The sequence below is a fragment of the Phenylobacterium sp. genome (assembly GCF_004299445.1).
Lineage (GTDB): Bacteria > Pseudomonadota > Alphaproteobacteria > Caulobacterales > Caulobacteraceae > Phenylobacterium.
Genome location: NZ_SCTC01000043.1, coordinates 65,074 through 89,906, shown reverse-complemented (window position 1 = coordinate 89,906; position 24,833 = coordinate 65,074). Strand labels below are relative to the sequence as shown.

Sequence of the window (24,833 nt, the reverse complement as noted above, 5' to 3'; positions counted from 1 at the left end):
TACGAGTACAAGAGTGTTGCGCACGAGATTTCCCGCGATTGATGGGAATGGCGTGTCGCATGCCCCGCTCAGGCCGTCAAGCCGGGGTTCAGCGCAAGAAACTGCCTCCAATGGTCGCGGGCGTCCAAGCCGGTGAGGCGCGGCCAGTCCGCCATCTGTCCGCGCATCCACGTCGTCTGGCGCTTGGCGTAGCGGCGCGTCTCCTGCTGGGCGGCGGCGAGCGCCGCGTCCAGCGAGGTTTCACCCCGCAGGTGGGCGGCCAGTTCGCGCACGCCGACGGCCTTCATCGCCGGCAGGTCGGGGGCGAGGTTGCGGGCCATGAGGCCGCCCACTTCGTCCAGCGCGCCGTGCTCGATCATCGCTGCCAGTCGCGCATCGCAGCGCGCGTAGAGCGCGTCCCGGGGTGGGTCGATCGCCACGGCCGACCATGAGCCGGCGGGCAGGGCGCCCTGGGCGCCGGCCTGGTGATCGGTGAGCGACGTCCCGGTGGCGACATAGACCTCCCACGCCCGCGCCAGTCGCTGGCGGTCGCCCGGCGCGATGCGGCCCGCGGCGGCCGGGTCCGCTTCGGCGAGCCGCGCGCGAAAGGCCGCCTCGCCCATCGCCTCGAACTCGGCGCCGACAGACCGGCGCACGTCGGCCGGTACGGCGGGGATCTCGGCCAGGCCGTGGGTCAGGGCTCGGAAGTAGAGGCCGGTGCCGCCGACCACGATTGCGTCGCGGCCCCGCGCGGCGACCTGCGCCAGGATCTCGTTCGCCGCCCGCTGCCATCGACCGACCGACCAGGCCACGGCCGGATCCACCGTTCCGAACAGGTGGTGCGGCGCGCGAGCGACCTCGTCGGGCGACGGTCCGGCGGTCAGCACCCGCAGGCCCGCGTAGAGCTGCATGGAGTCGGCGTTGACGATTTCCCCGCCCACGGCCTCGGCCAAGGTGAGCGCCAGGGCCGACTTGCCGCTTGCGGTGGGTCCGGCGATCAGCCAGATGCGGCCCGTCATGGAACTCGTCCTCACCCTCGTCAGTCCCGACGCCGCCACCGCGACCCTCGCCGCCGATCGCGCGAGGTCAGCGCTCGCAGGCGCCGGCGTGGCCGTCAAGGCGCCCCAGCCGCTGGGCGGGGGGGCGTTCGACCTGCCGATGCTGGGCGAGCGGGCCGCGGTCGAGGCCGTGGTCGCCACCGAACTCGACGGCCTGCCGGTCGATACGTGCGTCCAGGCCGCCGCCGGTCGCAAGAAGCGCCTGCTGATCGCCGACATGGACTCGACCATCATCAACGTCGAGTGCCTGGACGAGTTGGCCGATTTCGCGGGCCTGAAGGCCGAGATCAGCGCCATCACCGAGCGCGCCATGCGCGGCGAACTGGCCTTCGAGGGCGCCCTGCGCGAGCGGGTCGGGATGCTCAAGGGCCTGGCCACAACTGCGCTTCAGCAGGCCTACGACGAGCGCGTCCGGCTGAACCCCGGTGCACGGACGATGGTCCGCACCATGGCCGAGAACGGCGCCCGCTGCGCGCTGGTGTCGGGCGGCTTCACCTTCTTCACCAGCCGTGTGGCCGAGGCCGCCGGGTTCCACCTCAACCGCGCCAACACGTTGATCGAGGAGGGCGGCGCGCTGACCGGCCGGGTGGGCGATCCGATTCTGGGCAAGGAGGCCAAGCTGGCGTCGCTTCAGGAACTGGCGGCCGAGTTGGGGATCCCGCTGTCGGCCACGCTGGCGGTCGGCGACGGCGCCAACGATCTGGCGATGATCGAGGCCTCTGGCCTGGGCGTCGCCTATCGCGCCAAGCCCATCGTCGCCGCCCAGGCGCACGCCAAAGTGGACCACGCCGACCTCACCGCGCTGCTCTATTTCCAGGGCTATCGCGCGGCCGAGTTCGTTCGCGACTAGGCACGCCCTGCAACGAACCGGCGCCGACCGTGACTTGGGCCTGCACGGCGAGTCGGCTAGATCGCGCCATGGCTCTTCCCCGCGCGCCCAAGGCGGTCGTCTTCGACATGGACGGCCTGCTGGTCGATACCGAGACGGTGGTGTTCCGCGCCATGCAGCGGGCGGCGGGCGCGATCTCGTCCGAGATGCCGTTCACGACCTTCCAGCGGATGGTGGGCCTGCAGCATGCCGCCAGCGACCTGATCCTGATCGAGCACTTCGGCGAGGGGTTCGACCTGACCTCCTGGTCCGCCGCCGTCAGCGCCCACTTTCGCGAGGAACTGGACGCGGGCATCGCACTGAAGGCCGGGGCGGTCGAGATCCTGGACGCCCTGGACCACCTGAACCTGCCCCGTGCGATCGCCACCTCCTCCAGCCTGGAGAGCGTGCACGCGAGTCTGGGTCCGCACAGTCTTGTCGACCGCTTTCACGCCCTGATCACCCGCGACGTACAGACCCGCGGCAAGCCGCATCCCGAGCCCTTCCTGAAGGCCGCAGAGGCGCTGGGGGTCGATCCGGCCGAGTGCCTGGCCCTCGAGGACAGCCACAACGGCGTCCGCGCCGCCTCTGCCGCCGGCATGATGACGGTCATGGTGCCCGACATGCTGGATCCCACGCAGGAGATGGAAACGCTCTGCGTCCGCATCGCCCGCGATCTGCACGAGGTTCGCGGCTGGCTGCTCTGAGCTAGGCGTCGACGTCCGCGCCGCGTCGGCCCAGGGCGGCGGCGACGGCTTCGCGGCGGCACTTCCACGCGCGGCCTTCGTTGCCGGGGAAGAGCGGGGAGTTGATGCGGGCGCACATGGCTCGCGCAGTCACGTTCAGTCGACGCAACATGGCGGCGTCGCCGTCCAGGCGGTTCACTTCGAGGCGCATCGCCATGAGCGTCTGACGCTCGCGCGCAAGCGCGGGCGTCGCGGCCATGGCGGCGAGAACGACGAAGAGGGCCAGACGGGTCACTCAGCCTCCCTGGAATGACTCTTGGGATGGTACGCCCGTAATTTAACCGGTCAAGCTGAGTCAGCGCCCGCCGGTCGGCCCCCGCTCAAAATACCGGAAGAACGCGCTGTCGGGCGACAGCACCATGGTGGTCTGGCCGTCGCCCAGCGACTGTTCGTAGGCCTGCATCGAACGGAAGAACGCCGCGAAGGACGGGTCCTTGCCGAAGCTGTTGGCGAAGATCCGGGTCCGGAGTGCGTCGCCTTCACCCATGATCTGGCCCTGCTGCTCGCGCGCGGTGGCCAGGGTGATGGCGACTTCCTTGTCGGCCTCGGCGATGATCTCGCGCTTGCGCTGTTCGCCCTGGGCCCGCAGTTGCGCGGCGACCTGCTGGCGCGAGGTCGACATCCGGCGGAAGACGGCTTCGCGGTTCGATGTGGGCAGGTCGGCGCGGCGGATCCGCAGGTCGATCACCTCGATGCCGAGGCGCGAGGCCTTGGCGCGGCGGGCGACATCCAGCTTGGCCTGCTGCATCAGTTGGGCGCGGCGGCCCGAGATGATGTCGGTGGCGCTGGCGGCGCCCAGAACCTGACGCAGCGAGGAGTTCACCAGCCGCTCGATCCGGTCGGCGGCCGTCGTTTCGTCCCGCAGGGTGCGGTAGAACTGCAGCGGATCCGAGATCCGGTAGCGGATGAAGGCGTCCACCACGAGCCGCTCCTGGCCCGCGGTGATGATCTCTTCCTTGTCGGCTTCCAGCGCGATGTTGCGGCGGTCGAACTTGAACACCTGCTGGAAGAACGGGACCTTCAGGTGCAGGCCGGCCTCGTTTCTGCCCGGCTGATTGATTACGCGGACCGGGTCGCCCAGCGCCACCACGAGCGCCTGCTGCCTCTGGTCGACAACGAAGAAGGTCTGCGAAGCCAGAATCAGAACAGCCAGAGCCGCAACGACATAAGCGATGTAGCGCGGGGTCATTGGGCGCCCTTCCGTTCGGGCTGCTGCGGGGCGGCCGGCGCCGGGGCCGGCGGCGGCGTCTGCGCCTTGGGCCGGAAGGCGTCGGGTGGCAGGATGATGGGGGCGGTCGCGCCCTTCGCGTCGATTACCACCTTGTTCGAGTTCTGCAGGACGCGCTGCATCGTCTCGATGTAGAGCCGGTCGCGGGTCACGCCGGGGGCTCTGCGATACTCGGCGTAGATCTGGTTGAACCGCGCCGCCTCGCCGGTCGCCTCGCGCACGGCCTGTTCGCGGTAGCCCTGAGCTGCGTTGGTGATGCGGGACGCGTCACCCTTGGCCTCGTTGATCACCCGGTTGCGATAGGTGTTCGCCTCGTTCTCGGCGCTGTCGGCATCCTGCTGCGCGTTGTTCACTTCCCGGAAGGCGCCGACCACCTCGGGCGGCGGACCAGCCGAGCGAATCTGGACTTCCACAATGCTGATGCCGGCGCCCCACCCGTCGAGCGTCCGTTGCATCAGCTCGGCCGTCTGCTGCTGCACGGCGCCGCGGCCGGTCGAGATGATCGGCTGCAGCTGGGTTTTGCCCACCACCTCGCGCATGGCGCTCTCGGCCACGGCCTTCAGGGCCGCCTCGGGATCGCGCGTGGCGAAGAGGAACTTGGCCGCATCGGCGACCCGCCAGGTGACGCTGAAGTCGATGTCGATGATCTGCTCGTCGCCGGTGAGCATCTGGCTCTCGGCCGGCGAGTCGGCGTCAGGGCCGCTGCCCCCTACCAGGGTGTTGTTGAGCTTGGTGACGGCCACCTTCTCCACGTGCTCGATCGGCGCGGGGAGGTGATAGTTCGGGCCCGGCGCGCCGGTGCGCGAATAGGCGCCGAAAGTGGTCACGATGGCCTGCTCGCCGGGCTGCACGACGTAGAACCCCGACGCCAGCCAGGCCAGCACCAACCCGCCGCCGACGATGGCCAGGAGCTGGCCGCGGGGCCGCCCGCCCGAGCCGCCCATCAGGTCGCGCAGGCGATTGCTCAGCTGCTCGAAGCCGGCATTGAAGTCGGGGCCGCCGGGCCCGCCGGGTCGGCGCGGGCCGCCGCCGGAGGGGCCGCGTGGCGGATCACGGCGATCGTCGCCCCCGCCGGGAGAGCCCCAGGGGCCGGGGTTGGCGTTGTCGTTCCAGGGCATCAGCCGGCAGTTCTCAAGCGGGACCTTACTTGGTGTTTCTCGGCTCGGTTCAAAACCCCCTGTGGGCTTGTAAAGCGATGCCGTCAGCCGGATATGAGACGCCCACCCTACCAAGCGCAAGACCAAGGCGGGATATACCTGTATGAACGAAGGCCCAGATCGGACAGCGATCCTGAAGGCGCTGGACGCGATCGTCGATCCGAAGTCGGGCAAGGGCCTGACCAGCGCCGGCCTGGTTCGGGGCCTGGTGCTGCGCGGCGGACGCGCAGCGTTCATGCTTGAGGTGGCGCCCGCCGACATCGAACTCTACCGTCCGGTCCGCGATCGCGCCGAGGAGATCCTGGCAAACGCCGATGGGGTGGAGTTGGCCCAGGTTGTCCTGACCTCCGAGGTGCAGGCGCCGTCCATGCCCAGCCTCCAGGTCACGCCGCGTCGCCAGGCTCCCCCCGCCGGCCGGGGCGGCCGCGCGCGGGTGGCTGAGGACCCCCAGGCGAAACTCCACCCGATGGTCGATGCGGTGAAGCCGCCGCACGTGAAGAAGGTGATCGCCATCGCCTCGGGCAAGGGCGGGGTGGGCAAGTCGACCGTCTCGACCAATCTGGCCGCCGCCTTCGCCCGGCTGGGCAAGCGCGTGGGCCTGCTGGACGCCGACATCTACGGACCCTCGGCCCCCACCATGTTCGGCCTCGACGGCGACCCCACCTTCGATGAGGAAAAGCGCCTCAATCCGATGGAAGCCTGGGGCGTGAAGGTCATGTCCATCGGCTTCATCGTCGAGCCGGGCACGGCCAACATCTGGCGCGGCCCCATGGCCTCGTCGGCCCTGCGGACACTGCTGAATTCGAACTGGGGCAGCGAGGAAGAGCCGCTGGACGTGCTGATCCTCGACCTGCCGCCCGGCACCGGCGACATCCAGCTGACCCTGGTCCAGAAGCTGAAGATGGACGGGGTGGTGATCGTCTCGACGCCGCAGGAGATCGCCCTGATCGACGCGCGCCGGGCCGCCACCATGTTCGAGAAGACCGGCGCGCCCATCCTGGGCGTGGTCGAGAACATGGCCTACTTCGCCGACTCGTCGGGCGTGCGAGTGCCGATCTTCGGGTCTGGCGGGGCCCGGGCCGAGGCCGAGCGCCTGGGCGTGCCCCTGCTGGCGGAAATCCCGATCGAGGTGCCGCTGCGTGAGGCCTGCGACGCCGGCCGCCCCCTGGTCGCCACCAACACCGAGAGCGCCGCAGCCCAGGCGTTCATGGAACTGGCGCGCAAGCTCTCTTAGCAGCGTCTAGCTCGGCGCAATCACGTCCAGCTTGGGGAAGTACGTCCGGTAGCGGGCCGCATCCCGCGTGAGCAGGCTGTGCCCGGCGATAGTGGCGTGCGCGCCGATCAGGAAGTCGGGCAGGGGCGCGGTGCGCGCGCCCCCGCGGCGCCGGTAGTCGACAAAGGCCTTCGCGGCCAGAAAGGCCGCCTCGTACGGTATCGCCTCCCGGTCCAGCATGTCGCGGGGCAGGGCGCGTTCCACGTCCTCGATCCGTGAAAAGCGCGTCGAGACCTCGGCATAGATGATGGCGTTGATGATCAGGCGTCCGGTCTCCGCGGCGTCGGCGAGCCGGCCAGCCGACCAGGCGCCCCAGGTCGGGTCATCGGAGACGACGTCGATCAACACGTTGCTGTCGACCATCACGGTCGTCACTCGTCGCCTCGCGTGAGGGCCATGATCTCGTCCGTCGTCATTCGGACGTCCCCGCCGTGCCGCCGCAGGTGGGCCACGAGTCGAGCGCCGCGGCCCTCGTCCTTCTGATGCGCCGCCCGGACGATGCGAACGTGCCGGCCGTCGAACTCGAAATCCACGTCGGTGTGAGGCAGCAAGCCCGCCTTCTCGCGGATCTCGGCCGGGATGGTCACCTGGCCTTTCGAGGTGATGCGCATGGTAATACTCCTACAAGTAAGAGTAAGAAATGTCGGTCACGCTGGCAATGAGTTGCGTCGGCTTCCGGTGCTCAGGTCCTTCGCGGCGGGACCTGTTCCTGGCCGGTGAGGCTGTCGACGCCGGCGGCGGCCAGCAGGGCGGCCTCACGGGCGTCGAGTTGCCGGCGGACCTCGGCCGCGCGCTCGGCCGTGAGTCCGTAGCCCAGGAGGCTGAGGGCGCCGATCGAGACGAACGCCACGGGCCCGATCACGAACACCAGCATGAGCGACTGGATCGCCTCGGGCGTGTTGGCCGCTCCAAGCTTGGGATCGTAGCCGGTCCGGCTCAGGACCCAGAAGGTCAGGGCGATCCCGAACCCACCGGCCAGCTTGTTGGTAAGCGTCGTCAGCGCATAGAGCAGCCCGCCGCGCTCCTTGCCCTGCTTCAGCCGCATCTCATCGGCTACATCCGCCGTCATGGCGCGCGTGAGCACGTTGAAGCTGGCGGCGAAGAACCCCGTGAAGAACAGGGTCGGCATGGACATCAGCAGTTGGCCCTTGGGCAGGAAGGGCAGCGAGACCAGCAGGATCGAATAGATCGTCGCGGCGACGATGACCGCCCGGTGCTTGCCCAATCGCGTCGCCAGCCAGGCCATGCTCGGCGCGCCCACGATCCCGGCCACGATGTAGACCAGCAGCAGGATATTCGCCTGGCCCGACGTGAAGCCCATGAAGTCGCGCGAGTAGAAGAGGTAGAGCGCGGCCATCCAGCCCGGCCCCAGTCCCAGCGCGAGGTCGGCCAGGATCACGCGTGACATGTTCCGGTCGAAGACCAGCTCGGCGTATTCGCGAAGGCGGAACCGCGCGCCGGGCACGTCCTCCATCACGCGTTCAGGAGTTCGCCATACCACCAGACCCACCGCCAGCGGCGTGAGGATGACGAGATACCAGATCATGGCGCGGACGGCCTCGGCGTCGCTGTAGCCCATCTGCTCCATGACGATCGGAAACAGCAGCACGCTGAGCGCGCCCATCACGCCGACCGCCGTCATGACGCCGAACAGCCGCGCGCGGTCGTCGTAGGTGGTCGCCAGGGTCGAGGCCCAGGCCGAGTGCGACAGCAGCAAGGCCGACGAGCCCAGGTACGCCACCAGCAGGAAGGCCACCAAGCCGGTCACGCCCACCGAACTGTCCGCCTGCAGTAGCAGGAACAGGCCGAGCATCATGAAGGGCGCGCCCAGCAGGGTCCAGAAGCGATAGCGACCCCAACGTGTCCGCGTGCGGTCCATGGCGAGGCCCATGGCCGGTTCGATCGGCACGTCTATGCCGCGGGCCAGAGCGAAGGCCGCCCCGACGACGGCGAGTTCCACACCCAAGCTGGCGGCGAAGTAGGCCGGCAGATGGACCGAGGCCGCGATCCCGAGGCCGCTCAGCGGCAGGCTGGTGGCTGCGAACGCGACCGCCAGCCCTAAGGGCAGCCGTTGCGCCGTCACGAGGGACGGTTAGCGGGGGCGAGGTCGTCGCCCGTCATGGCCTCGAGGCCCGCGGCCGGGTCGACCAGGGCGTCACGCTCGTCGAGCTTGCGCTGAATCTCGGCGTGCCGATCGGCGCTCAGGCGGTAGCCGATGAAGCAGGCGCCGGCGGCCATGACGAACACGATAGGCCCCACGATGTAGGCGATCTCCAGCCCGCGGATGGCCTCGGGCGTGTTCACGGCCCCAGCCTGCGCCTTGTAGCCGATGGCGGCCAGCACGTTGAACGTCAGGAAGATCGAGCCGGCTGTCGCCAGCTTCGAGGTGGCGGTGATGCCGGCGTACATCAGACCCATCCACTCGCGCCCGCTCTCCAAACGCAGTTCGTCGGCGATATCGGCGCAGATCGCTCGGATCATCACGGTGAAGCCCGCCGCCATGGCGCCCACCAGGAACATGCCCGGCGCGAAGATCAGAAACTCGCCGGGCGGGAAGAACGGGAGCGCGATCAGGCCCAGTGAATAGATGGTGGTGTTGACGATCAGCGCGCGGTGCTTGCTGATCCGGTTCGCCAGCCAGGCCGCCAAGGGCGCGCCCGCGAACCCGGCCGCTACGTAGATCAGCAGCAACAGATTGGCCTGGGCCGTGTCGAAGCCGCGGCTGTCCTTGAAGTAGAACAGGTACATGGCCGCCATCCAGCCGGGGCCCAGGGTCACCAGCAGATCGGCCGCCAGCAGACGCACCACGTTCCCGCGGGTGAAAAGCGAGGCGTAGTCCTTGAGCGTGAATTGCGTGGAGTGGTCCCGCGCGATCCGCTCCGGTGAGACGGCGACCACAAGTAGGCAGGTGACGGCGGCGCTGCCGATGATGAACCAGATCATCGCCCGGACGCCCTCTGCGTCGCTGGCGCCCGCTTGGGTCATGAACACGGGAATCAGCAGCACGGCCATGGCGCCCACCACGCCCAGGCCGGTGATCGCTCCGAAGATGCGGGATCGCTCCTGATAGGTCGCCGCGAGGCGCCCGCCCCAGGCCAGGTGCGACAGGAAGATGCCGGAGTAGCCGAGGTACATCACCAACAGCCAGGCGCCGAGGTAGAACGCGCCCACCGAGCTGTTGGCTTGGATCAGCATGTAGAAGCCCAGCATCAGCACCGGAGCGCCGCACGCCATCCAAATCCGATAGCGGCCGAACCGTGTGTTCGTGCGGTCCATGGCCAGGCCGATGCCTGCGTCGATGGGGATGTCGATGAACCGCACGAGCGCGAAGACCGTGCCGACGACCGCCAGAGAGAGACCGAGCTCGGAGGCGAAGTAGCGGGGAAGGTGGACCGTGGCGGCGAGGCCCAGGGCCCCTACCGGAATGCTGGCGCTCGCGAACGCCAGGACGGCAGGTAAAGACAGCGCTGCGTCGGCGCTCTTGGGGCCCTTGGACACTTAGACCTGCTCCTCCGGCGCCTCTGGAGCGGGCGCGTGCCCCAGGTTACGCGCGTTCAGTTGGCAGGGCGCAAGAGGAATTGGGTTACAAACTGGAAAGACGGCGCGCGGGGGCCGACTTGGCCGCGCCGCCTCCGCTCGGAGCCGGCGCGGCCAGGGCGCCGTCAGCCGCCCGCCATCTTGCGGAAGAACTTCGCCGACTGCTCGCCGCCGTTCAGATAGGCCTTCTGGCCGGCCTCGTCGGTGATCTTCGACCAGTTGTCGCGGACCTGCTCGACTGTCGCGCCGGCGCCCAGGTAGACGCCCTCGGTCTCGACGATGCGGCTGAGCGCGAAGGCGCCCGCGCCGGCCGTCAGGATGTGGCCCGTCGGCGCCTCTTCCGAGCAGAGGAACACCACGCCGGGCGTCACCAGTTCGGGCTTCAGCTGCTGCAGCACCTCGGCGGGCATGCCCAGGTTCTCGGTCATCCGGGTCGCCGCCACCGGGCTGATGGCGTTGACGTGGATGTTGTTCTTCTGGCCCTCGAGCTTCAGCGTGTTCATGAAGCCGATCAGGCCCAGCTTGGCCGCGCCGTAGTTCGACTGGCCGAAGTTGCCGTACAGACCCGACGATGAGGTGGTGACGATGATGCGCCCGTAGTTCTGGGTGCGCATGATCTCCCAGACCGCCTTCACCGGTTTCACGGTGCCGAACAGGTGGACGTCGACCACGACCTGGAAGTCGCCGAACTCCATCTTGGCGAAGCTCTTGTCGCGCAGGATGCCGGCGTTCGCGATCAGGATGTCGATACGGCCCCAGGCGTCCATGGCGTCCTGGACCATCCGGGCCACGCCGGCGTCGTCGGTGACCGACGAGCCGTTGGCGATGGCTTCGCCGCCCAGCGCCTTGATTTCGTCAACGACCTTGTTGGCCGCGTCCGAGCCGCCGCCCGAGCCGTCCATCGAGCCGCCCAGGTCGTTGACCACGACCTTGGCGCCCCGGCGTGCGAGTTCCAGCGCATGCTGCCGGCCCAGGCCGCCGCCGGCGCCCGTCACGATCGCCACTTTGCCGTCGAAGCGGATGTCCGCCATCAGGAGTCCCTCTTGAACACGTGTTCGAAATTCGGCGCGCGTTGTGCGGCGCGGGGACCCACGCGTCAAGCTGGCCTAGCGGGACCCTTCCCTCCCCGCCGGGGAGGGACAGGCGGCGCAGCCGCCAGGGTGGGGAAGTGTGGGCTCGAACTCAGAGGGTGGGGAGGATCATGACTTCCCCACCCGTCTCGCTGCGCTCGACACCCTCCCCACGAGGGGGAGGGAAAGCGCCTTAACTCGCCGGGACGCGCGCCACTTCGGCCTGCTGCGTGCCGCGGACGAACTTCACCAGCACGCGCTGGCCGATCAGGAACGGGGCGCCCGTGGAGTCCACGACCACTTCGACCACGCGGTCGTCGGTCTTCTCGTTGGGGTCGTCCGACTGCAGCTTGCGGGCGCCGAAGACGGCGGCGCGGCGCAGCACCTTGCCGGTGTAGACCTTGGTCGGGTCGCTCTCGGGCGACATCTGGACCGCCTGGCCCACGTTCACCACCGACAGCGAACCCTCGGGGATCTCGGCGCGGACGATGCGGCCCGAGCCGGGCTCGAGGTCGAACATGTTGGAGACGTTCAGGGTGGAGGCGCCGGCGCCGGGGTTGGCGTAGCGGCGCACGATGCGGCCGTCGGCCGGCGCACGGATGACCGACAGTTCCTGGTCGTAACGCGCCTCATTGAAGCGGGCCTGGGCGGTGGCCACCAGCGCCTGCTGGGCCATGATCCGGGCCTCGGCCTCGCGCACCATGTCGCGCGACTGGTCCAGCTTTTGTGCGGCCACGAAGTTCGACGGGGCCAGGCCTTCCATCCGGCGCTGTTCGCGCTGGGCGGCCGACAGCTGCACCTGCAGCAGGGCCAGCGCCGCGCGCGCCTGACGCACCTCGGCCTCGGCGCGGGCGGCGGCCAGGCGGGGCTCGTCGTCTTCCAGGCGGGCCAGCACCTGGTTCTTGGTGACCATGTCGCCTTCCTGGGCCAGCACCTCGCGGATGACGCCGGCGCGGCGGGCCGCCACCTGGATCAGGCCCCCCTCCACGTCGGCCTTGCCGTTGGCGATGGCCGCATAGGGACTGGGCTTCACATTGGCCGCGGCCTTGGCCTCCTCGGCCTTCTTGGCCTTGGCCTGACCCTGCATGAAGACGAAGCCGCCGCCGCCCAGGACCAGGACGAGGACAACGATCCAGACGAAGCGGTTACGAAGGAGGGCAGGCATAGTCTTCAGGCTCCGATGAGCGCGGGTTTGAGGTGGGCGGCGCCGGAAACGTTGGCCGCGTGTTCGGTGCGCCGGTCGTCCAGGATGCGGCCGTCCTCCAGATGGATGACGCGATCCGCAAAGGTCTCGAGGCGGGGGTCGTGGGTGACGCAGATCACGGCCGCGCCATGCTGCTTGGCGGCGCGGTGGAGCAGCTTGATCACCACCTGGCCGTTCTCGCTGTCGAGCGCGCTGGTGGGCTCGTCGGCGAAGATCAGCTGCGGGTCCTTGGCGAGCGCGCGCGCGATGGCCACGCGCTGCTTCTCACCGCCCGACAGCTCGGAGGGCCGCTGGTTGAGCTTGTTCTCCAGGCCCACCTCAGTCAGCGCGTGGGCCGCCCGCTCGCGGGCCTCGCGCTTGGGCACGCCCTTGTACTTCAGGATGATCTCGACCTGCTGCAGCGCGGTCAGCGCCGAGAACAGGTTGAAGCCCTGGAAGATGAAGCCGCAGTGGTCCAGCCGGAACCGGTCCAGCTTGCCGGGCTTCAGGCTCCAGAGGTCCTGGCCCATGCCGTTAACCTGGCCCTCGTCGGGCTTAAGCAGCCCTGACAGCGCCGCCACAAGCGTCGACTTGCCCGAGCCCGAGGGGCCCATGACCATGGTCACGTCGCCGTGCAGGGCGTCGAAGTTGACGCGTTTCAGCACCTCGACGTGGGTGCGCCCCGTCTTGAAACGCTTGTACAGCCCCTGGGCCGAGATCGCGGTCTTGGTCAGGCTCATCGCAGCAGATCCGCAGGTTGGCTCTTCTTCAGCACGCCGATCGAGAACAGGCCCGAGAGGCCGGCGATGACGAGGAGGAGGATGGCGACGAAGATGTCCCAGAAGAGGGGGAAGCCCATCGGCACCCCGCCCTTCAGGGCGAGCAGATAGACGCCGACGGTCAGGATGGCGGTGACGATGAAGCCGGCCACCCCCACCCACAGCGACAACTCCAGCACGATCGCCCGCAGCGAGTTCATGGGCACGCCCAGCGCCCGCAGGCTGGCGAATTCCTTGATGCTGGAGAGGATCGCGCCGCGCAGGGTCATGGACGTGATCGCGACGCCGATGAACGCCCCGATGATGACCGTGGCGGTGATGAACAGGCCAATGATCTGTTCCTTCATGAGCGCGCCCTGGTTGGCCTCGGCCAGCTCGCCGCGGGTCCAGGCGCGGTAGGCGCCCTTCGAGCTCTTGTTCAGCTGGTCACGGACGACTTCGGCGCGGGCCGGATCCTTCAGGCGGACCATCAGCGGGCCGGTCTTGCCGTTCTTCTGCACCATGCCCAGCAGGCGCAGCGTGTCGCGCGAGACGGTGATCGAGGCGTTGTTGATGTTGGGATAGCCGGTGAGGATTGCCCGCACCCTGATGGTCTTGCCGTTTAGCGAGGCGGTGTCGCCCAGCTTCACGCCCAGCCGGCTCAGCTGGCTCTCGTCGACGGCCACCGAGTAGGGCTCCATCAGCGCGCGGCGGGTCTCCTCGGTGAAGTCGACCGGCAGGGTCACGGCGCCCGGCCGCGTATCCACCAGGTTCACGTCGACGAAGGTGGTGACCGCCTTCTTGCCGTCCTTGGGATGGTTCACCCACCGGCCGCCCTCGATGTCCCACGCGGCGACCTCGGCGACTTCGGGGTGCATGTACATCTGCGGCTGGAGACGCGCCGGCAGCGAGCCGCCGCCCGAGTTGATCAGGCTCTCCATCTTCGCCGGCATGATGATGAGGTCGGCGCGGGACCGGTCGAGCGTGGCGGTCACGCCCTTCACAATGCCGGTGAACATGCCCACCTGCGCCAGGATCAGCAGGCCGGCCACCGCCAGCGCCACCATGGCCGCGCTATAGCGCCGCCATTCGTAAAGCAGTGTCGCAAGCGCCAGAGACATTGTGACGGTCAGCCCTCAACCTTCGAGCGCGGAGTTCGCCACGTCGCCCGATCGGAGCCAGTTAAATCGCCGTAACGGCAGGCCCGATCGGGGCGCGCGATGTGCGCTCAACGACTAGAGGCCCGAGGGGAAACCGTCAGATGCGGAGGGGCCGATTAAACCTTCGTAATCCGGGCCGGCGATCGTGTCGCAGGGCGGTGCAGGACTTCTTTAGGCCTTGGTGCGCAAGGGTGCGGCTCCACTGCGACGCTTGCCCCAATCCGAATGTACGTCACGTCTGTCGCCACCTCCGCCTACCCGACCCCTGTCACCCCGGTGCGGGCGGCGAGCGGCGTCACGTCGGCCGACTACGCGACCCGGATGGCCGAGTTCGACACCCTGGCGGCCACGGTGAACGACGCCAGCGGCAAGGCCGGCGAGGCTCAGCGCGTCGAGGCCTACCAGGCGCTGCAGGCCATGTCGGCCGGAGGCAAGCTGGCCGGGATCGATCCCGAGCGCCGCAAGGTGCTGGACCAGGCCACCTACGACAGCGACATCGGCCAGCGCGCCCAGGCCCTGGGTCGCGATTTCGTCCTGGCGATGAACGCCGCACGGCAGGCCGGCGGCCCGGGCGCGGCGCTGCAGGCGGTGGCCGACCGCTTCGACCGCCTGTCCTCTTCCGACCGGGATCTGCTCTTCCGGACCACGATCAACGTCGCCGACCGCAGCGGGGCCAAGCCGTATGCGGACGCCTCGGCCTGGCGGGCAAACATCGACGCCCAGGCCCAGGTCGTGGGCTTCATGAAGGCGGCGGGGGTCGTCGGCGCCAACGGCGCGCTGGATCAGAAGGCCGCCCAGGCCAAGGCTGCCGAGGATCCGAAGTTCGCCACGGCGCTGCGTCTCTCCCTGCGCAGCGACAACAACTCGCCGGAATGGACCCAGGCGGTCTCCCAGCTCTTCGGCCGCGCCGCGCCGCAGGACGAGGTCAGGCTTTCCGACGCCGCAAAGGCTGTCCTGGCCACAGCGCCGGCCCCCGCGCCCACGTCCGCCCAGTCGCCGACGGCGCCGTCCACGCCCTACCGCGAGGGCTCGATCGCCTCCATCACGGCATAGCGCCGCCCCTGCGCCGGGATGTGGCCACGCCGCCCTTGCGCCCTGAGCACTTTCGGCGTGGATTGGCCGGCCAAGCCGCGGAGTCGCGGCCTGCGTCGGGGGATGCATGCTCGCTTTCGGACCTGAGAACGCCCAGAGCCTCGTCGGCGTCGCCCTGGTGCTCGCGATCTGCTGGGCGGTGTCGGAGAACCGCCGGCGCTTCCCCTGGAAGCTGGCGATCGGCGCGATCCTGGTCCAGGCGATCCTCGTCCTCATGCTGTTCGCCCTGCCGCCCGTGCGCGCGGGCCTCGAGAGCGTCGGCGTCGCCGTGGACGGCCTGGCCAAGTCCACCCAGACCGGCGTTGCCTTCGTGTTCGGCTTCCTGGCCGGTACGCCGAACCAGCCCTACGCGCTGACCGATCCCGGCTCGCTGTTCGTCTTCGCTTTCCGCGTCCTGCCCGTGATCCTGGTGGTCTGCGCGCTCGCGGCGCTGCTCTGGCACTGGAAGATCCTGGTCTGGATCACCCAGGCGTTCGGCGTTGTGTTCGAAAGAACGATGGGCCTGCGCGGCCCGCCGGCCCTGGCGACCGCCGCCACCGTCTTCATGGGCCAGGTCGAGGGGCCGATCTTCATCCGCAGCTACCTGCCCAGCCTGTCGCGATCGGAGCTGTTTATGCTGATCGCGGTCGGCATGGCCTGCGTTTCGGGCTCCACCATGGTGGCCTATGCGACGATCCTGGCCGGCGTGTTGCCGGGCGCGGCGGCGCACGTGCTGACCGCCTCCATCGTCTCGGCGCCGGCCGGCGTGCTGCTGGCCCGGATCATCGTGCCTCGCGACGCCGCCATCGAGGAGGCCCAGGCCTACGATCCGCTGGCCGCCAAGAAGTACGACAGCTCGATCGACGCGCTGATCAAGGGCACGACCGACGGTCTGCAGATCATGCTCAATGTCGGCGCGACGCTGATCGTGTTCGTGGCCCTGACGGCGATGGTCAACAACATCCTGGGCGCGTTCGGCGACGTGGCCGGCGCGCCGTTGTCGGTTGAGCGTGGACTGGGCGTGCTGTTCGCCCCGTTGGCCTGGGCCATCGGCGTGCCCTGGCATGATGCGCCAACCGCCGGCTCGCTGCTGGGCGTGAAACTGGTCCTCACGGAATTCACCGCCTTCATCAAGATGGGTGCGATCCCGGTCGAGGCCATGGATCCGCGCTCGCGGGTGCTGATGACCTATGCGCTGTGCGGTTTCGCCAACATCGCTTCGGTGGGCATCAACCTGGCCGGCTTCTCGGTGCTGGTGCCCGAGCGGCGCAACGAGATCGTGGGCATGGTCTGGAAGGCCATGATGGCCGGCTTCCTCGCCACCTGCCTCACCGCCTCGATCGTGGGCCTGCTGCCGGCCGGGCTGTTCGGCTAAGCCTTGCCGCGCCCCCCGCGGCGGCCCAGTGTGCCGCATTGGGGAAGGGGGGCGCATGCTTGCTGTGCTCATAGGCGCGATCGCCCTGGGGATCGCTTACTTCTGCTGGACCATGTTTCAGGCGCTGCGCGCCAAGCCGGCGCGGCCGCTTCCCGAAGCGATCGTCGTCGGCGCCGTGACCAACTTCTTCGACGCCCTGGGCATCGGCTCGTTCGCCCCTACCGCCGCCTGGCTGAGGTTCCGCCGGCACGTCCCCGACCGCCTCATCCCGGCGACGATGCTGATCGGCCACACGCCGCCGACGTTCGTGCAGGCCCTGATCTTCCTGGTGCTCCTGGGCGTGGGGGTCGATCCGGTGCTGCTCACCGGTTGCGCCGCCGCCCTCACGGTCGGAACCCGCTTCGGTGTCGATCTCGCCACCCGTGCGCCCGTGCGGGCCGTGCAGGCAGTGGTGGCCGGGGCGCTCATCCTCGCCGCCATGTTCTATGCCCTGGCCAACCTCGAGATGATGCCCGTCGGCGGGACGGCCAGCGCTTTGCCGCCCGCGCTGACGGCGATCGCCATTGCCGGCAGCTTCGTCTTCGGCGTGCTCGTCTGTTTCGGCGTGGGGCACTACGCGCCCATGCTGGTCATGCTGAGCCTCATGGGCATGGACCCGCGCCTTTGCTTCCCGATCATGGCGGGCGGCGGCGCCGTGGCCGCGGCCGGCGCCTGCGTGCGCTACATCAAGACGACCGACGTCGACCTGCGCATCCCGTTGGGCCTGGCGCTGGGCGGCATTCCGGCGGTGCTCGTGGCGGCGCTGGTGGTCAAGTCGCTGCCAATCGAACCTCTGCGCTGGCTTGTGATCGTGGTGGTGCTTTACGCCGCGGCGAGCCTGCTATGGTCGGCGCTGCGCGGCGACGGGAAGGCGGAGGCCCCCGCCCACGGCGCAGCTGGAGGCTGACGATGAAGCTCTACGACACCCCGCTCGCGCCCAATCCGCGACGGGTCCGCTGGTTCATGGCCGAAAAGGGCATCGACGATGTCGAGATCGTCACGCTCAACCTGTTCGAAAACCAGCACAAGACGCCTGACTATCTGGCCAAGGCCGGCCTGCCGAACGTGCCGATGCTGGAGATGGAGAACGGCGACTGCATCACCGAGAGCGTCGCGATCTGCCGCTATCTCGAAGCCAAGTATCCCGAACCCAGCCTCTTCGGCCGCACGCCCGAAGAGACCGCGACCATCGAGATGTGGCTGCGCCGCGCCGAGATGATGCTGGCCACGCCGATGATGATGGGGGTGCGCCACACCCATCCGGCCATGGGCGCGCTGGAGGCGCAGGTCCCGGCGATCGGCGAACACAACCTGGCCGGCGCCACGCGGGCGCTGAAGGTCCTGGACCGGCGGCTGGCCGACAGCGAGTGGATCGCCGCCGATCGGCTGACCATCGCCGACATCATCGCCTTCGTGAGCCTCGACTTCGGCCGGATGATCAAGTTCCGCCTGCCCGAGGAGCTTGTCCACGTCGCGCGCTGGGCCGACGCCATGCGCGTCCGGCCGGCCGCCCAGGCGGGGATGCCCCAGAAAGCTCCAGCCACGGGGCCCGCGTGATGGATCGGCGCGCGGTGCTCGCGGGCGGCCTGGCGCTGGCCGCCGGGCCCGCCTTCGCCATCGATGCCGGCCGCGCCGAGGGCCGCTACAACCACGATGGGGCCGACTTCAAGGTGACCCACGCCATCGCGCTGGCGGTCGATGATACCGAGGGCTTTTCGGATGAGGGCAATGGCCTGCGCGTGTTGCTGAGCGACCGCGAGGTTCCAGTCTCGGCCATCTGCGGCCTGGCGTTCCCGCCGGTCTGGGGCATGGCCCGCGACGGCAGGCTGGAAGGCCTGCTGCTGAAGATCGATCCGGCGGACAAGACCTCGCTCGTCGCGACCATCCTGACAAAGCCCGAGCCCGGTTACTCCATGGCCACGACCACGATCAGCAACACCGAGGGCCTCTGGACCCGCCTCGACGCCACCCCGACGCGTGTATCGGGCGAGCTGAAGCCCGACGCCAGCGACAGCATGGTCTTCGAGTTCTCGGCCCCGGTGTTCACCAACGCTGTAGAGGCCGACCTCAAGGGCGCCGCGGCCGCGGCCTCCGAACCGGCGAAGGTGCTGCTGGCCCGCGCAGAGGCGCTTAGCCGCAAGGACTTCAAGGCCGCCGCCGCCCTGTCCACGCCCGACTCGGCGCGCAATCTGGAGACCATCCCGCCCGAGGTGCTGAAGGATCTGGCCCGTTTCACCACCCGCATGATCCGCGAACTGAAGGCGCCGCGTCGCGTGGTCATCCGTCGGGAGACCGCCGCCGTCATGCTGGGCCCCGGCGAATGGGCCAGCCTCACCAAGGTGGACGGCGTCTGGAAGGCGTCCGACTAGCCTGGCGGGGGCGCTGACGCCGCTAAGGCGCCAGCAGCTCCAGCGATCGAATCCGCTCTGGCAGCGACGGCCCCGCCGACATCACGAACACCTCGTCGGCGTCGACGCGTTTCGCCTTGCCTTCAAGAAGGGCGCGCACCGCTCCGGCCTCGCCGGCGATACTGCGGCCCTCGACATCCGCCAGCAGCGGCGTGCCCTTCCATTCGGCGAGGAAGGCCTCGGCGTCTTCGATGTTCGTGAAGCGGCGGCGGCGGCCCGACAGCATCGACACTGTCCCGGCCCGTCTCGGCGCGTCGCCGCGCCACCCGGCTTCCTCGGTCTCGGCTGCATAGGCGATCACCGCCGTTCCGGCCCAGGGCTCGGTGCGGTAGGCCGACGGCCGGAACGCCCGGCGGTAGGCGGCGATGGCCGGTCCGGCCTCCGCGCGGGCGATGAACTCTGCGAACACCATGCCCACGCCCATCATGCCGGCGAAGGTGGCGCTCTCTTCGGACGTGCACAGCACGAACAGGTCGGGGTGCGAAGGGCCCGCGGGGTTGGCCTTGATGTCGTAGATCGGGTGGCCCTCCGGGATCGGGACCTTGCCTGACGCATCCAGCAGCCAGGCCGACAGCAGCTGGAAATACTGGGGAAAGGCGTCCGACCCCACCGAGCGCAGCGCCCCGCCGGTGCGGGCGTCGGCGCCCAGCGCGCGGCCCAGGCCCAGGTCGATCCGTCCGGGCGCCAGCGCCTCCAGTTCCATGAACGTCTCGGCCACCTTCAGCGGCGAATAGTTCACCAGCATCACCCCGCCCGAACCCAGCCGGATGCGCTGGGTGTGCTGGCTGATGGCGGCGATCAGGATCTCGGGGTTGGGCGAGCCCAGGGCGGCGATGTTGTGGTGCTCGGCCAGCCAGAAGCGGTGGTAGCCCAGAGCCTCGGCCGCCTTGGCGATGTCGATCGACTGGCGCACGGCCTCGGCCTGGGTCGCATCGCCAGTGACCGGCGAGAGGTCGAGCACGGATAGCTTCATGGACGCACTCACAACTTCGGCTCACCCGTTGGGGCGGGGCGACGAGCCGTACGGCCGGCCCCGCTACTCGTCCAGGTACTTCCAGGTGTCGGCGCCGTCGAACTGTCGGATGCGAATGCCGCCCCAGTCCAGATCGTCCATCAGCCGGGCGTTGATCGCCATGCGGTCGCGGGCCCCGTCCAGGCTCTGCCAGTGGGTGGTCACGCCGCAGGCCTTGCAGCGGTGGAAGGCCAGCATCCGATCTCCCCAGACGTAGACCTGGGTGGTGGCCGGCGCGGGCAGGGTGACCTCGAGGGGGTTGTAGTAGGCCCAGCGTGCGCCCAGTCGCCGGCAGATCGAACAATTGCATTCGGTCACTTCGACCGGCGCCGAGGGGGCCGTCAGGGCGGCGGCGCCGCAGTGGCAGGTGACCTGGATCATTCGGCTCTCCCAGAAGCCCCGTTCTATCGACGGGCTGGTCCCAATTGCTGGGCGACCCGGGGCCGCGTGTCCAGTGCCGAGCTTGCCGGAGTTAGCCGCTGCGCCGCGCCGTCCAGCCGGCGCGGGAGATCTCCATCAGGCGGTGCTGCGCGTCGAACTGGCCCTGATCGATGAAGCCTTCCCGCGCGTAGACATGCCGGGCGCGGGCGTTGTCGACGTGGACGTCCAGGTGCAGAGCCGTGGCGTCCGAACGCTCGAACACCCAGTCCATGACGTCGCGCACGATCCGCGTCCCCAGTCCGCGCTCCACCCCATCCACCGCGATGCGTCGCAGCCGCACGCTGGGCTCGCGGAACCTCTGCAGGATGACAAACCCGGCCAGACCTGCGCCCTCGCGCACGCCGAAGTAGCGCGCGTCGGTCGAGGCCAGCTCGGCGGCGTGCTCGTCGGCGTCCCAGCGGCCCAGGTAGGCGCCATAGCCGGGCAGGCGCTCGATCCGCATCACCTCGGGAATGTCTGCCGGGGTCAGCGGCGCCAGCGTCATGGCTAGCTCTGGACGCGCTTCCAGTTCTGCGACTTGCAGCCGATGCCGGCGAAGACACAGCCGCGGGCGCGCAGCGTGTTGTTGTCGAGCAGTTCGGCGGTGCCCGAGACCGTGACGTTCAGGTCCGGCACAAACACCTTGCCCTTCCAGGCGCCGCCCTTGCCGGGCGAGAAGTTGCGCAGCAGCTGCGAGCCGATCAGCTCCTTGGTGCCGCCCTTCCTGGCGTCCTCGCGCGCGTTGGCGTTGGCCCACACTACCCGGCCGCACAGATACTGGCCGCAGGGCTGGATATCGATGTGCACCGAGTTCTTCGGGTTGCGCCACACGCCATAGATCGCGTCCTGCGCGTTCGCCGACGCGGGAAGCGCGGCGACCGCGGCGGCGGCGATCAGGGCGGAAATCAGGGTTCGCTGGATCATGGTTGCGCTTAGGTCGCCTGCGACCCGGACAATTTCAAGGCCGTAACGCAACGGGGTCACAGGTGTGTCCTGGGCGCCACCGCCAGGTTTTCGGCCTCAGGAGGGTCGCTTGGTCTTCTTGAGCACCGACGAGAAGCTGGCCAGCGGCTCGCCCTTGCTGGTGATCATGCCGCGCACGAACACCATGCTGCGTCCGGCCTTCACGACCTCGCCGCGGCACTCGACCAGATCGCCTTCGAACGCTGTGCCGACCAGCTCGCAGTTGAAGGTGGCCGTCACCGTGGACGATCCGTCGATGGCGTCGCGGGCGATCACGAACAGCGAGAAGTCGGCGAAGGTCATCACGCAGCCGCCGTGCAGGAAGCCGCCGCCGTTCAGGTGCTTGCGCTCGGCGCGGAAGGCGCAGACCGGCCGCCCGTCGTCTTCAATCTTGAAATAGAACGTGCCCGCCAGGTCCTCGAAGGGGTCCCCGCCGGGATAGCAGGACCAGCCCGCCCATTCGCCCTCGGTCACCTGGACCAGCTTCGAGGTGTAGTTGTTCTCGCTGTCCGCGGCGCCGTCCATTCGCGTTGCAACCTTCACTGAGCCGTCTGAAGGTGCGCGTCTAAGCACGGGGGTGGGCGATGGGGAAGAGGCGCTTGGCCAGGTTGGAGCCGTGCGACCGCAAGCGTCTTGTCGTCACCGAATAGCCGCCCGTACGTTACGTGCTCATGTTCGCGTCCCTCGCTCTCTTCCTCGCTCTCGCCGTCCAGCCCGCGCCGGAGGACGACGGCCCCGTCCAGACGGCGCCCCGCGAGGCGGTGGTGGTCGACCTTCCCGGCCTGGACGAAAAGACCGTCGAGCCGCCGCCCGCCGGCGCGAAGCCGGTCGACGAACCCAAGGCCGCGCCCGCAGCCGTCGCCGCCGCCAGGTCGCTGACGGTCGAGCAGAAGACCCTGGTTCAGGGCGAGACCCTGCAGGTCGTGTTGGGCCAGCGCGCGGTGTTCCGGCTGGACGACAAGGGCCTGCCGCTGCTGACCAAGGTGGAAGAGGGCAAGCTCGCCGCCGCCCATCCCGAGGGCGAGGTGACCGAGGCGTTCGAGCCGCCCGCCGAGGGCGAGTTCGCCGTGGCCCTCGACGGATCGGCCGAGGTGCGGGCCACGATCCTCAAGGTCTGGAACCAGACCGGTCAGGCGCTGGATTACAGCGCCATCGCCCTGATCATGCGGCAGGGCAAGGTGACGCCCCTGCCGGCCCCCGTCTGCGCCGTGCCGGCTCGCGCTGTCCGCACCGAAACCTGGAAGCGCCCGGTCGTCGCCGTGGGCCTGACGCGCTTCAAGTCGACCGCGACCGCCCGGCCTTGCGAGCCGCCGGCCGGCTGAGCGCGGCGACGGGAACCGTTTGCGATGCGCCGCGCCTGACACTAGGGTCCGCCCGCTTTCCAGAGGGGGACCCGCCCATGGCGCTCGACGCCGAGACTCGCGACCAGCTCATCGACACCGTCCGCCGCTTCGTCACCGAACGGCTGCGCCCCCTCGAGGCCCAGGTGGCCGAGAACGACGCCATGCCGGACGACGTGGTCGAGGAGATGAAGGCGCTTGGCCTGTTCGGCCTGTCGATCCCCGAGTCCTACGGCGGCCTGGACCTGTCGATGGAGGACGAGTGCCTGGTGGTGGTCGAACTGGGCCGCACCAGCCCGGCGTTCCGCTCCACCTTCGGCACCAACGTCGGCATCGGCAGCCAGGCGCTGGTGATGTTCGGCGCCGAGGCCCAGAAGGAGAAGTACCTTCCCGGGATCGCCTCGGGGGAGATCATCACCTCCTTCGCCCTGACCGAGCCCGAGGCCGGGTCGGATTCCGGCGCCGTCCAGACGCGGGCCGTCCGCGATGGCGACCACTATGTGATCAACGGCGCCAAGCGCTACATCACCAACGCCGCCAAGGCGCATCTCTTCACCGTCATGGCCCGCACCGACCCGAACAAGCCGGGCGGCGGCGGTGTGTCGGCCTTCCTGGTCGAAAGCTCGACGCCGGGCGTCACCGTCGGCAAGTCCGAGAAGAAGATGGGCCAGCAGGGCGCGCCGGTCTCCGAGGTCTTCTTCGACAACGTCCGGGTCCCGGCCGAGAACCGCATCGGCGCCGAGGGCGAGGGCTTCAAGGTGGCCATGCAGGTGCTGGACAAGGGCCGCCTGCACATCTCTGCCCTCTGCGTCGGCGTCGCGGAACGCCTGATCGCCGACTGCGTGGCCTACATGTCCGAGCGCAAGCAGTTCGGCCAGCCGCTGTCGTCGTTCCAGCTGCTCCAGGGCATGATCGCCGACTGCAAGACCGAGGTGCTGGCCGCCAAGGCGCTGACGATGGAGACCGCTCGCAAGCGCGACGCCGGCCAGAACGTCACCATGGAAGCGGCCGCCGCCAAATACTTCGCCTCCGAGATGGTGGGCCGCGTGGCCGACAAGGCCGTCCAGATCTTCGGCGGCGCCGGCTATGTCGCCGACTACGGGATCGAGCGGCTGTACCGCGACGTGCGCATCTTCCGCATCTACGAGGGCACCAGCCAGATCCAGCAGGTGATCATCGCCCGCGAGACGCTGAAGCGGGGCGGCTGATGGATCCGGTCGAGGCCGTCATCCTCGACCTGTTGGCCAAGGTTCCGGCCGGCAAGTCGATCTCGCCCGAGCAGGTGGCGCGCGCGCTGAGCGAAGAGCGCTGGCAGCGCGAACTGGGCAAGGTGCGCGCGGTCGCCATCGGCCTCGCACGCCAGGACAAGCTGGTGATCCTGCGCCACAACAAGCCGGCCGACCCCGACACGTTCCGGGGCGTCTGGCGCATGCGCCTGCCGGGCGCGGAGACAGAGGAAACCCCATGATCGTCTACGGCTCGACGCTTAGCCCCTTTGTCCGCAAGACCCTGGCCTTCGCGGCCGAGAAGGGCATCGCCGTCGATCTGCAGCAGGCCGGGATGGGCGGGGGCCCGCCCGAGTTCAAGGACGCCAGCCCGTTCGGCAAGATGCCGGGCTTCCGGGACGGCGACTTCCTGATCTCGGACTCGTCGGCCATCGTCACCTACCTCGAAGCGATCCAGCCCGAGCCGAACCTGATCCCCGCCGAGCCCAAGGCCCGGGCGCGGGCCATCTGGTACGACGAATTCGCCGACACCATCCTGGTGGCCGCGGCCGGCGCCATGTTCTTCAACCTCGTGGTCGCGCCCCGCTTCCTCAAGCAGGAGACCAACGTGGCGGCCGTCGAGGCGGGCAAGGCTCAGCTCCCGGGCATCTTTGGCTACCTTGAGAAGACGATCCCCGAGTCGGGCTTCCTGCTGGAGGACCGGATCACGCTCGCCGACCTCGCCGTGGCCAGTCCCTTCCAGAACCTGGTGCTCTGCGGCCACGCGATCGACGCCCAGGCCTATCCGCGCACGGCGAAGTACGTCGACGCGATCCTGGCGCGGCCCTCCTTCGCGCCGATCGTGGCCCAGGAGCGGGCGATGTTCGGCATCGCGTGAGGCCCGGGCGACGCAAAGTCGCCCATCCCCGAAGATTGGGGCGACGCAAGGTCGCCCTTTTCTCAGGGTTAACGGGCGGGCTCTA

Annotated in this window: 29 protein-coding genes; 12 read left to right on the top strand and 17 right to left on the bottom strand. The window is 69.2% G+C overall.

The window, feature by feature from the left end; all coding sequences use genetic code 11:
• Positions 1-68 precede the first annotated feature (68 nt).
• Positions 69-998, bottom strand: coding sequence for a tRNA (adenosine(37)-N6)-dimethylallyltransferase MiaA (gene miaA, locus EPN98_RS11915; protein ID WP_293362920.1), 930 nt, complete (start codon positions 996-998; stop codon positions 69-71).
• Between miaA and serB the strand changes: the two genes are divergently transcribed.
• Together serB and EPN98_RS11905 are read left to right on the top strand one after the other, a co-directional pair.
• The gene (gene serB / locus EPN98_RS11910; protein ID WP_293362919.1) at positions 997-1,887 is read left to right on the top strand and encodes a phosphoserine phosphatase SerB; all 891 of its coding nucleotides are present in this window, start codon (positions 997-999) and stop codon (positions 1,885-1,887) included. The genes miaA and serB overlap by 2 nt on opposite strands.
• 68 nt (positions 1,888-1,955) lie before the next feature.
• On the top strand, positions 1,956-2,612 hold the full coding sequence (locus EPN98_RS11905) for an HAD family phosphatase (RefSeq protein ID WP_293362918.1): 657 nt from the start codon (positions 1,956-1,958) through the stop codon (positions 2,610-2,612).
• A 1-nt stretch (position 2,613) separates the two neighbouring features.
• Here EPN98_RS11905 and EPN98_RS11900 read toward each other — a convergent pair whose 3' ends face one another.
• The 3 genes from EPN98_RS11900 to hflK are packed head-to-tail and all read right to left on the bottom strand — an operon-like array spanning position 2,614 to position 4,997.
• A complete protein-coding gene (locus EPN98_RS11900; protein WP_293362917.1) occupies positions 2,614-2,886 on the bottom strand; it encodes a hypothetical protein in 273 nt (90 codons plus the stop codon).
• A gap of 60 nt (positions 2,887-2,946) precedes the next feature.
• Positions 2,947-3,840 (bottom strand): protease modulator HflC, encoded by an 894-nt coding sequence (locus EPN98_RS11895; RefSeq protein WP_293362916.1) that lies wholly within the window; start codon positions 3,838-3,840, stop codon positions 2,947-2,949.
• Complete coding sequence (hflK, locus tag EPN98_RS11890; RefSeq protein WP_293362915.1) at positions 3,837-4,997, bottom strand: FtsH protease activity modulator HflK; 1,161 nt, start codon at positions 4,995-4,997, stop codon at positions 3,837-3,839. The genes EPN98_RS11895 and hflK overlap by 4 nt, the downstream gene beginning before the upstream one ends.
• A gap of 142 nt (positions 4,998-5,139) precedes the next feature.
• Between hflK and EPN98_RS11885 the strand changes: the two genes are divergently transcribed.
• Positions 5,140-6,270, top strand: coding sequence for an Mrp/NBP35 family ATP-binding protein (locus tag EPN98_RS11885; protein ID WP_293362914.1), 1,131 nt, complete (start codon positions 5,140-5,142; stop codon positions 6,268-6,270).
• A gap of 6 nt (positions 6,271-6,276) precedes the next feature.
• Here the strand turns inward: EPN98_RS11885 and EPN98_RS11880 are convergent, their stop codons facing one another.
• The 8 genes from EPN98_RS11880 to EPN98_RS11845 form a co-directional block, all read right to left on the bottom strand.
• On the bottom strand, positions 6,277-6,672 hold the full coding sequence (locus EPN98_RS11880) for a type II toxin-antitoxin system VapC family toxin (protein ID WP_293362961.1): 396 nt from the start codon (positions 6,670-6,672) through the stop codon (positions 6,277-6,279).
• A gap of 8 nt (positions 6,673-6,680) precedes the next feature.
• Positions 6,681-6,920, bottom strand: coding sequence for an AbrB/MazE/SpoVT family DNA-binding domain-containing protein (locus EPN98_RS11875; protein WP_293362913.1), 240 nt, complete (start codon positions 6,918-6,920; stop codon positions 6,681-6,683).
• Between the two features lie 71 nt (positions 6,921-6,991).
• A complete protein-coding gene (locus EPN98_RS11870) occupies positions 6,992-8,392 on the bottom strand; it encodes an MFS transporter (RefSeq protein WP_293362912.1) in 1,401 nt (466 codons plus the stop codon).
• Positions 8,389-9,807 (bottom strand): MFS transporter, encoded by a 1,419-nt coding sequence (locus tag EPN98_RS11865; RefSeq protein ID WP_293362911.1) that lies wholly within the window; start codon positions 9,805-9,807, stop codon positions 8,389-8,391. The genes EPN98_RS11870 and EPN98_RS11865 overlap by 4 nt, the downstream gene beginning before the upstream one ends.
• A 164-nt stretch (positions 9,808-9,971) precedes the next feature.
• Positions 9,972-10,877, bottom strand: coding sequence for an SDR family NAD(P)-dependent oxidoreductase (locus EPN98_RS11860; protein WP_293362910.1), 906 nt, complete (start codon positions 10,875-10,877; stop codon positions 9,972-9,974).
• A 232-nt stretch (positions 10,878-11,109) separates the two neighbouring features.
• Entirely contained in the window at positions 11,110-12,081 is a 972-nt protein-coding gene (locus EPN98_RS11855; RefSeq protein ID WP_293362909.1) for an HlyD family efflux transporter periplasmic adaptor subunit, read from the bottom strand.
• Positions 12,082-12,086: 5 nt separating this feature from the next.
• Entirely contained in the window at positions 12,087-12,839 is a 753-nt protein-coding gene (locus EPN98_RS11850) for an ABC transporter ATP-binding protein (RefSeq protein ID WP_293362908.1), read from the bottom strand.
• Complete coding sequence (locus tag EPN98_RS11845; protein WP_293362907.1) at positions 12,836-13,978, bottom strand: ABC transporter permease; 1,143 nt, start codon at positions 13,976-13,978, stop codon at positions 12,836-12,838. The genes EPN98_RS11850 and EPN98_RS11845 overlap by 4 nt, the downstream gene beginning before the upstream one ends.
• 264 nt (positions 13,979-14,242) lie before the next feature.
• On the opposite strand from EPN98_RS11845, the gene EPN98_RS11840 reads away from it, so the two are divergent.
• From EPN98_RS11840 to EPN98_RS11820, 5 genes are all read left to right on the top strand, one after another.
• Positions 14,243-15,070, top strand: coding sequence for a hypothetical protein (locus EPN98_RS11840; protein WP_293362906.1), 828 nt, complete (start codon positions 14,243-14,245; stop codon positions 15,068-15,070).
• 106 nt (positions 15,071-15,176) lie between these two features.
• Positions 15,177-16,463 carry a nucleoside transporter C-terminal domain-containing protein gene (locus tag EPN98_RS11835; RefSeq protein ID WP_293362905.1) on the top strand — a complete coding sequence of 429 codons (1,287 nt, stop codon included), beginning with the start codon at positions 15,177-15,179 and terminating at the stop codon, positions 16,461-16,463.
• 55 nt (positions 16,464-16,518) lie between these two features.
• Complete coding sequence (locus tag EPN98_RS11830; protein WP_293362904.1) at positions 16,519-17,409, top strand: permease; 891 nt, start codon at positions 16,519-16,521, stop codon at positions 17,407-17,409.
• 2 nt (positions 17,410-17,411) lie between these two features.
• Positions 17,412-18,059: a glutathione S-transferase gene (locus EPN98_RS11825; RefSeq protein WP_293362903.1), complete on the top strand. Its 648-nt coding sequence runs from the start codon at positions 17,412-17,414 to the stop codon at positions 18,057-18,059.
• Complete coding sequence (locus EPN98_RS11820) at positions 18,059-18,871, top strand: hypothetical protein (protein ID WP_293362902.1); 813 nt, start codon at positions 18,059-18,061, stop codon at positions 18,869-18,871. The genes EPN98_RS11825 and EPN98_RS11820 overlap by 1 nt, the downstream gene beginning before the upstream one ends.
• Before the next feature lie 22 nt (positions 18,872-18,893).
• On the opposite strand, the gene EPN98_RS11815 is transcribed toward EPN98_RS11820, so the two are convergent.
• The 5 genes from EPN98_RS11815 to EPN98_RS11795 form a co-directional block, all read right to left on the bottom strand.
• Entirely contained in the window at positions 18,894-19,883 is a 990-nt protein-coding gene (locus EPN98_RS11815; protein ID WP_293362901.1) for an MsnO8 family LLM class oxidoreductase, read from the bottom strand.
• 63 nt (positions 19,884-19,946) lie between these two features.
• A complete protein-coding gene (locus EPN98_RS11810; protein ID WP_293362900.1) occupies positions 19,947-20,303 on the bottom strand; it encodes a hypothetical protein in 357 nt (118 codons plus the stop codon).
• A gap of 91 nt (positions 20,304-20,394) precedes the next feature.
• Complete coding sequence (locus EPN98_RS11805; protein WP_293362899.1) at positions 20,395-20,847, bottom strand: GNAT family N-acetyltransferase; 453 nt, start codon at positions 20,845-20,847, stop codon at positions 20,395-20,397.
• A gap of 2 nt (positions 20,848-20,849) precedes the next feature.
• Positions 20,850-21,266: a DUF2147 domain-containing protein gene (locus EPN98_RS11800; RefSeq protein WP_293362898.1), complete on the bottom strand. Its 417-nt coding sequence runs from the start codon at positions 21,264-21,266 to the stop codon at positions 20,850-20,852.
• Positions 21,267-21,362: 96 nt separating this feature from the next.
• Positions 21,363-21,830 (bottom strand): PaaI family thioesterase, encoded by a 468-nt coding sequence (locus EPN98_RS11795; RefSeq protein ID WP_293362897.1) that lies wholly within the window; start codon positions 21,828-21,830, stop codon positions 21,363-21,365.
• Positions 21,831-21,976: 146 nt separating this feature from the next.
• Here EPN98_RS11795 and EPN98_RS11790 point away from each other — a divergent pair, with 146 nt between their 5' ends.
• The 4 genes from EPN98_RS11790 to EPN98_RS11775 all read left to right on the top strand — a co-directional run bounded on the left by EPN98_RS11790 (position 21,977) and on the right by EPN98_RS11775 (position 24,748).
• The gene (locus EPN98_RS11790; RefSeq protein ID WP_293362896.1) at positions 21,977-22,627 is read left to right on the top strand and encodes a hypothetical protein; all 651 of its coding nucleotides are present in this window, start codon (positions 21,977-21,979) and stop codon (positions 22,625-22,627) included.
• Positions 22,628-22,704: 77 nt separating this feature from the next.
• The gene (locus EPN98_RS11785) at positions 22,705-23,853 is read left to right on the top strand and encodes an acyl-CoA dehydrogenase family protein (protein ID WP_293362895.1); all 1,149 of its coding nucleotides are present in this window, start codon (positions 22,705-22,707) and stop codon (positions 23,851-23,853) included.
• Entirely contained in the window at positions 23,853-24,113 is a 261-nt protein-coding gene (locus EPN98_RS11780) for a DUF3253 domain-containing protein (RefSeq protein ID WP_366558477.1), read from the top strand. The genes EPN98_RS11785 and EPN98_RS11780 overlap by 1 nt, the downstream gene beginning before the upstream one ends.
• Complete coding sequence (locus tag EPN98_RS11775; RefSeq protein ID WP_293362894.1) at positions 24,110-24,748, top strand: glutathione S-transferase family protein; 639 nt, start codon at positions 24,110-24,112, stop codon at positions 24,746-24,748. The genes EPN98_RS11780 and EPN98_RS11775 overlap by 4 nt, the downstream gene beginning before the upstream one ends.
• Positions 24,749-24,833 lie beyond the last annotated feature (85 nt).